Origin of the sequence: Parasphingorhabdus sp. (assembly GCF_049667325.1) — a bacterium.
In the GTDB taxonomy this organism is placed as follows: Bacteria; Pseudomonadota; Alphaproteobacteria; order Sphingomonadales; family Sphingomonadaceae; genus Parasphingorhabdus.
In genome coordinates this window covers 1-6,908 of the sequence record NZ_JBATHY010000075.1, presented here as the reverse complement: position 1 = coordinate 6,908, position 6,908 = coordinate 1, and the positions used below count along the sequence as shown (strand labels likewise).

The 6,908-nt window shown below is 54.5% G+C and carries 7 protein-coding genes; 4 read left to right on the top strand and 3 right to left on the bottom strand.

The annotated features are described in order from the left end of the window. Positions 1–274 (top strand): VOC family protein (locus WBM93_RS04170; RefSeq protein ID WP_424428554.1); only part of this gene is annotated, 274 nt, incomplete at its 5' end. A gap of 15 nt (positions 275–289) precedes the next feature. On the opposite strand, the gene WBM93_RS04165 is transcribed toward WBM93_RS04170, so the two are convergent. Further along, on the bottom strand, positions 290–886 hold the full coding sequence (locus WBM93_RS04165) for a TetR/AcrR family transcriptional regulator (protein WP_424428551.1): 597 nt from the start codon (positions 884–886) through the stop codon (positions 290–292). A 72-nt stretch (positions 887–958) separates the two neighbouring features. On the opposite strand from WBM93_RS04165, the gene WBM93_RS04160 reads away from it, so the two are divergent. Then, the gene (locus WBM93_RS04160) at positions 959–1,852 is read left to right on the top strand and encodes a metal-dependent hydrolase (RefSeq protein WP_424428557.1); all 894 of its coding nucleotides are present in this window, start codon (positions 959–961) and stop codon (positions 1,850–1,852) included. A 10-nt stretch (positions 1,853–1,862) separates the two neighbouring features. Here the strand turns inward: WBM93_RS04160 and WBM93_RS04155 are convergent, their stop codons facing one another. Next, on the bottom strand, positions 1,863–2,414 hold the full coding sequence (locus WBM93_RS04155; RefSeq protein WP_424428548.1) for a hypothetical protein: 552 nt from the start codon (positions 2,412–2,414) through the stop codon (positions 1,863–1,865). A gap of 230 nt (positions 2,415–2,644) precedes the next feature. Here WBM93_RS04155 and WBM93_RS04150 point away from each other — a divergent pair, with 230 nt between their 5' ends. Together WBM93_RS04150 and WBM93_RS04145 are read left to right on the top strand one after the other, a co-directional pair. Further along, on the top strand, positions 2,645–3,784 hold the full coding sequence (locus tag WBM93_RS04150) for a sensor histidine kinase (RefSeq protein WP_424428546.1): 1,140 nt from the start codon (positions 2,645–2,647) through the stop codon (positions 3,782–3,784). Next, the gene (locus tag WBM93_RS04145; protein ID WP_424428543.1) at positions 3,781–4,530 is read left to right on the top strand and encodes a LytR/AlgR family response regulator transcription factor; all 750 of its coding nucleotides are present in this window, start codon (positions 3,781–3,783) and stop codon (positions 4,528–4,530) included. The genes WBM93_RS04150 and WBM93_RS04145 overlap by 4 nt, the downstream gene beginning before the upstream one ends. 175 nt (positions 4,531–4,705) lie before the next feature. On the opposite strand, the gene WBM93_RS04140 is transcribed toward WBM93_RS04145, so the two are convergent. Beyond that, positions 4,706–6,676: an alpha/beta hydrolase family protein gene (locus tag WBM93_RS04140; RefSeq protein ID WP_424428540.1), complete on the bottom strand. Its 1,971-nt coding sequence runs from the start codon at positions 6,674–6,676 to the stop codon at positions 4,706–4,708. Positions 6,677–6,908 lie beyond the last annotated feature (232 nt).

Here is a 6,908-nt window from a genome sequence, read left to right as displayed (position 1 = left end):
TCTCGACGAGCATTTTGACGGCCGCCAGATGCGCAATCCGGTCGATGGCGAACAGGTGCCGGTCCCTCATTTCGGTGTGGTGCTGACGATGGCCGGCTGGCAGGCGCTGGCTGACCGGCTGACGGCGGAAAACATCGATTTTGTCATCGCGCCGACAATCCGTTTCAAGGGACAGGCGGGCGAGCAGGCAACGATGTTCTTTTGCGACCCCAGTGGCAATGCGCTCGAGTTCAAGGCGTTCGCCAGCGACGATCAAATATTCGCAAAAAACTAGTCCGGCTAGTGCAGCCTAGACTTCATGTTCCTGCTTCCAGCGCTCGAGGGCGTGTCCCAGTTGGCGCTCTGCCATATCACGAGCGGAATCACGGGCGAGCCCCAGCGAACCGGACAAGCGCTCACCGATCAAGGCATCGCCCAGCGCCATCAGAACCAGCGCCAGCGTGTCTTCATGCATTTCGCGGTCTTCATGCCCGCCTTCGCCGATATCGTCGACCAGCTTGTGAATCGCCTCAACGATAGGGTCCAGCGCATCTTCATTGCCGGTGAGCATCATCCAGGACCAGAGTGCCGCAGCCCCCTGTTTGTCAAACGCGTCAAAGGTGAGATCGACGATGTCTCGGACGGTCCCTTCTCCACTGCGGGTTTTCATGATCGCCTGCGCGATCACACCGCATACCTCGTCGGACAAATAAGCCGCGAGCGCCTTTTGCAGTCCTGAAGCGGAACCGAAATGGTGTAAAAGATTGGCATGGGTGCGCCCGATCCGCCCGGCAACGGCCTTTAGCGTGACCGATTGCGGACCCGTTTCGATCAACAAATCACGTGCAGCCGCGAGCGCCATGCTGCGGCTTGCTTCAGGGGACAGGCGTCTCTTCGCTATTGACATTTGTGTAAGTAGCCTTATGATATTCATGCTATCTATAAGCCGAATTTCCCACAATGGAAACATCTGATGAATATGCTTAGCCCCGTTAACGCCGAACCGGAAACCATCCGCACGCCAACCCCCGCTGGCCACGTAATTACGCCGCGCGACCGCCGTTTCGGACGGGAAGCAGGGCATCAGCCGAAAAAATACTGGCAAAATGGCGATCCGGTGGCGACCGCCTTTTACAATTGCCTGTCGCTGACATTTCCGCGCGGTGAGGCTTTTTTCATCGAAAGCGTCAAGGAATTCCGGGATCACACGCCTGCCAAACTGCAAAAAGAGATCCGCGCGTTCATCCAGCAGGAAGTGATACACAGCCGCGAACATCTGGCGCTCAATCGCCGGGTCGAGGAAAATGGTTATGACACCAGCCGGATAGAGACACGGATCACAGAATCTCTGGCCATGACCAAAGGCCGGCCCAAGATCACAAATCTGGCGGCGACGATGATCCTTGAACATTTCACCGCGATCATGGCGCAGCAATTTCTCGCCAATCCCCGGCACTGGAAGGATTCCGATCGGGAAACCGCCGATCTGTGGCGCTGGCATGCTCTGGAAGAGATTGAGCACAAAGGCGTCGCCTATGACACATGGCTATATGCGACGCGGGACTGGAGCCGCTGGCAACGCTGGAAAGTAAAGGCGCTGATGATGCTGATCATTACCCGCAATTTTTGGGGCAACCGCTGGCGGGACACGCTCGACCTGCTTGCGCAGGATGGTATTTCCGGATGGCGGGTTAAAATGAAGCTACTTGAATTTCTGCTGGTCAAGCCGGGTATCGCGCGGGCGATCATCATCCCCTGGCTCAAATTCTTCCTGCCCGGATTTCATCCGTGGAACGAGGATGACCGCCATTTGATCCAGCGGGCCGAAAGCGAATATGAAGCGGCGATTACGGGACCACCGACGACCATCTAGATCACAACGCTCAATGCGCCGCCTTGCTCATATCGACTTTTTCGACCCATTCCGGAAAAAAGCTAGGCTCACGGGTAGACCAGCCGGGCGCTGTCGCGGCGGCCTCGCTGATCGATTGCAGCAATTCCTTGCGGGTTTTCGGGTGGAGATGCGGAAGCGACGCGGCCGCACAGAATGCGCCGGGCAGCCAGGGACGCGATTCCGGACCCAGCAGGCGTTCGTAGAGAAAACGGAAAGCGGGAAAGCTGTGGATGCGGCCCTGCCCCAGATCAAAAGCGGCGAGAGAGATTAGCGAGGGCATGAACGCCTCGATACTGTCGATGGCACAATCCTCGGGAATGTCTTTGCGAATGGCATCGAGACGACGGTATAGTGAAATCTGGACCTTGATGCCGGCTTCTTCAACCGTATCGCGCGACCATGTCTCGACGGCATCGGAACGATCGAGACCGACATCGAGCGAACGACGGATATAGCGCTGGGTTGCAGAACTGAAGCCTGCGAATTCCTTCATCTCGGCCAGCGTCATCGCGCCGGGAACGGATTGCATTTCCTTGGTCATGGTCTCGGGACTCCCTGTTAAATCATCCCACGAGGCCATTTGACCCAAACATAGTTAGCAATTGGTTAAACCGGAGCCGTTTAATTCCGCGCCGGCCGCCAAAATTCGGAAAATTGCGCGCCAGACTTAGAAAGTTTCGACCAACCGCAAGCCTGTTTCGACCGGGCACAATTCACCTAGAGACAATTGATACCATATTGGCCTAAGCTCTTCGGGAAACATCGAATTGTATGCACATGAGAAAATTTGAAATTGGAAAGCACAAGCCGTCGGTCGGACACCAGGTTGCAATCCTGTCGATACTCGGATTCTGGCTTTTCTATGTGATCATCCTGACGCTGCGCGCGTCGATCGGCGATTGGCCGGCGCAGGGCGAAATGGCGGCGCGGCGGATTGTCGTGACGATTCTTGGCATCGGCATCACCTATCTGCTCTATCTATTTTTTCGGCAGTTTGAGGACAAGGCACTGTCAACGCGGATCATCACGGCATTTGCCGCCGCGATTCCGTGCGCTATCATCATCGCCTCGTTCAACCATTATATCTTCAATATCTACTATCCGGAAAATCTGTGGGACGAAGCGCATGTCGAGAAAATGCGCGAATATGTTGCGCAGGACAATTTTGCGCTCAAGGCGATTTCCGAAGACGCCACCTCCCGCTTTTTCTTCATCATCAGCTGGGCATCCCTATATCTGACCTTGAGCTATGCCGGGGAAGTCCGGCAGGTAGAACGCAAGGCGGCGCGCTTTGCCCAGGCGGCGCAAGATGCCGAACTCCGGTCGCTGCGCTATCAGGTCAATCCGCATTTTCTGTTCAACACGCTCAACAGCCTGAGCACATTGGTGATGCGTAGCCAGTCGGAGGAAGCGGAGGAAATGATCCTCAACCTCTCGAAATTCTATCGCACCAGCCTGTCGGGTGACCCGCTGGAGGATGTGCCCTTGTCGGAAGAAGTGCATCTGCAGAATCTCTATCTCGATATCGAAGCAGTCCGCTTCCCCGAGCGGCTCAGAACCAAGGTGAATATTCCAGACGAACTGCTGGGCGTACTGGTACCGGGCCTGATCCTGCAGCCGCTGGTCGAAAACGCGATCAAGCACAGCGTAGCGCACAGCAAGCGCCCGGTCACGATCACGATCAGCGCGCGGTCGGATGGGGACAATCTGATCCTGACAGTCGCCGATGACGGTGATCCGCGACCGATCGATTTGCAGGACAATGGACCGAGCAGCGGCATCGGCCTCGCCAATGTCCGCGATCGCCTTGAGACGCGCTTTGGCCGGCAAGCCAGCCTGCAGACTGTACGTCCGGCAGAAGGAGGCTATATTGCCCAGCTGACCTTGCCCCTGATGCTGGACAATCCATGATCGACGAGACCGAACCTCAACCGCTGAAGACGCTGATAGTCGACGACGAACCGCTGGCGATCGAACGATTGCAGCTGCTCTGCGCACGGCAGCAGGATATCGACCTGATCGGTACCGCCAGCGATGGCGAAGCGGCGCTGCGCCTGACCGAACAACTGCAGCCGGATCTGCTGCTGCTCGACATCGCCATGCCCGGCAAGGACGGGCTTGATGTCGCACGCGCATTGTCCGGCAAGGCCAATGCCCCGGCGATCATATTTGTCACCGCCTTTGACCGCTTTGCGGTCGAGGCTTTTGACGTCGCCGCCATCGACTATGTTCTGAAACCGGTCGAGAACGCGCGGCTGGCGCTGGCCATCTCGCGAGTGCGGGAACGCACCGCGGAACCGCGAGACGGAGAGGCGGAAGATTCTCCCTGGGCCGAAGAATTCTGGGTACCCTACAAGTCCGAGCTGCGCCGCATCGTCGCCACCGAAATCGACCGGGTCGAGGCCGAACGCGACTATATGCGGCTGCACGTCGGCAGCATCAGCTATCTCCTGCACCAGACGATCACCGGCCTGGAAGAACGGCTCAACCCGGACGAGTTTATCCGCCTGCACCGCTCCCACCTGGTCCGGCGCGACTGGATAGCCGGCCTGCGCCATGATGGCGGCGGCGTGTGGATGGCCTGCCTCAAATGCGGCACGGAGATCCGCATCGGACGGACCCATCTGGCCGAGGCGAAAAAACTGGCAGGACGGTAACCGGATGGTGGAGCGGCGAAAGTCGGAGTGCGCGCTTCTGTATCTGATATTCTAGATATAGTAGTAGCCGGTCTGCTGGCGCCCCATTTGCGGTCGTTAATGTTATACGGCTCTAAGGTCTGCTTTGGGCACAAAAGCGGACATCGCCTATAGCAGTCCGACCTTTTCTGTTCATTCAATCCGGTGGATTGTGTTTGCGCAAGAAGGCCTCGAGCCGAGTATACCAATCAATCTCATTGTTACGATCAAAAAAACCGTGTCCTTCATCTTCGTACACTTTAACATCGATTGGTATGTCAGCTTTGATTGCCGCCTTTATCAAGCGTTTGTACTGACTGAAGGGAACGTTGCTGTCCTCGTCTCCATGTGTCAGCAACAAAGGACGTTTCAATTTGGTGATCTGATGAACGGGTGAAACGCTATCCAAATCAAAATCCTCGCCGCCCTGAACGGTTTCCTTCCATTCTTTTGCATAGCGGCTGCGGAAAAACTTTTTGTCATAGTTGAGTTGTTTTGCCCAGTCAGTCACCCCCGCAAAGCTGGCGGCGCATCGATAACGCTCGGGATTGCGGATGACACCCCAGATAGCTGCATAACCGCCATAGGAAGCCCCAACCAGGCAGACCCGCATAGGATCAGCAAAGCCCTGTTCAACTAACCAATCCATCCCATCATCAAGATCGTCCTGCATCGTTCGGCCGATCTGGCCTTCACCCTTGGTATAAAAATCCTCACCATAACCCCCTGAACCGCGAAAGTTTGGCCGGAACACAGCATATCCACGATTGGCAAGAAACTGAACTTCTGCATTGTAGTCCCAAGTATCGCGCACGTCGTAAGGCCCGCCATGTGGCAAGATAATTAGCGGCAGGTTTTTGTCAGTTCGGCCTTTGGGTAAAGTTAAATACGCCTTTATCTTCAGTCCATCCCGAGCCTGATATTCGACATATTTGGTCAACGCCATTTTTGCAGGGTCTATGGGATCATTTATGCCACCAATTCGATCCAATTTACTCTCATCTGGTTTGAACAAATAATAGCTGCCCGGATCAGACGATGACGTGGTGTAGATGATCATCCTTTTCCGATCTCTGCTTCGCGACTGGATCCAGACTTCTTGTCCTTTCAAGGCTTTTTCGAGGTTGGCTTGTATATTTTTAAGGCCTTCATCGAACCAGACGATGCGATCACGAGAATCGGTAAAACGCGCCGACAGCAAATTTGTGCCATCTTCACTCAGGTGATAACTGGAAATGTCATTTTCTGGATGACCAAGCACCATCTTGCCAAGCTCGCGCGTCCGATAGTCAAATTCATACAGCGCAAACCGGCCAGTTTCCTTATTGGAAAGAACATAGCCGGTATCACTACCTGCAGTGATAGCCTCAATGTCAAGCAGACTATCCTCCAACTCTTCATCGCTATCTTTGTCTCGCAACTTGCTGATCAGTTCGAAATTCTGGTCAGCATTGCTGCGATAATGAATGTCCAGTCCTGTGCTGCGAAAGGTAATGCCCATTCTGACAATACCAGCATCGTCTGCGATCCAGCGCCAAATTCTCTTTTGGGGGTAAACGGCTGTAGAGATGCCATTGTCGGCCAAGCTTACCCGGTAGACCGTTGGATATTCGGTTGATTTGGCCTGTATCGATTGGAGCAAATATTCTCCGTCAGGATCAACATAAAGAACATTATCACCGTCGGCTACTGTCTGCCATCGACCGACGGACTGAAAACTTCCAGTCTTGATGTCATATGCGAACAAGGAGGTGCGCCAATACTCTCTTGAACCGCGCGTCAAAACTCCTTTGACACTCATCAGAATTTTGTCATTCCCTGCCCACCGGTACCATTTCAGGTCGTTGTTCTCCGGAACTTTTATGCGTTCGATTTTACCGCTGTCCATGGTCTTAATCGTGAGAAGTTTGGTTGAGCCGATTTGTTCTCTGTGAACCATCTTTAGGCCATCAGGTGATAATTCTGGACGTACCATCTGCCCCGGTGCCGCAAAGGTATCAGCTGAGATGAGCTCTGGCGGTTCGATCGACAAGTTTGCAGCCGATTTCACCGTGTCCTGCGAGAAAACGGGCGCGGCCGACAAACCAATCGCGCTAAACGCTAACAACAGATAAAAACAAACGCGCATAAGACCCCCATATTTTTTCCAACGAGCGTGCTATCCGATTTTTTCTAGAAAGATCAACCCTGTAGTCCGCTTTTCCGGATAGAACCGCCACAACGGCAGCGTCTGCTTTCGGGATGTAGCTGCTATTAGAAAACGATCGCCTTGATGTCCGCTTCCCATCCAATTGCCGCCACCAAAAGCGACCAACCCCAGAGTCCGCTCTCGCCATCAACCGAAAAAACCCTCTTTCCTA

Excerpts from the sequence above, each read along its gene's own strand:
- WBM93_RS04165 (WP_424428551.1), bottom strand. The coding sequence starts at position 886 with ATGTCAATAGCGAAGAGACGCCTGTCCCCTGAAGCAAGCCGCAGCATG.
- WBM93_RS04160 (WP_424428557.1), top strand. The coding sequence starts at position 959 with ATGCTTAGCCCCGTTAACGCCGAACCGGAAACCATCCGCACGCCAACC.
- WBM93_RS04155 (WP_424428548.1), bottom strand. The coding sequence starts at position 2,414 with ATGACCAAGGAAATGCAATCCGTTCCCGGCGCGATGACGCTGGCCGAG.
- WBM93_RS04150 (WP_424428546.1), top strand. The coding sequence starts at position 2,645 with ATGCACATGAGAAAATTTGAAATTGGAAAGCACAAGCCGTCGGTCGGA.
- WBM93_RS04145 (WP_424428543.1), top strand. The coding sequence starts at position 3,781 with ATGATCGACGAGACCGAACCTCAACCGCTGAAGACGCTGATAGTCGAC.
- WBM93_RS04140 (WP_424428540.1), bottom strand. The coding sequence starts at position 6,676 with ATGCGCGTTTGTTTTTATCTGTTGTTAGCGTTTAGCGCGATTGGTTTG.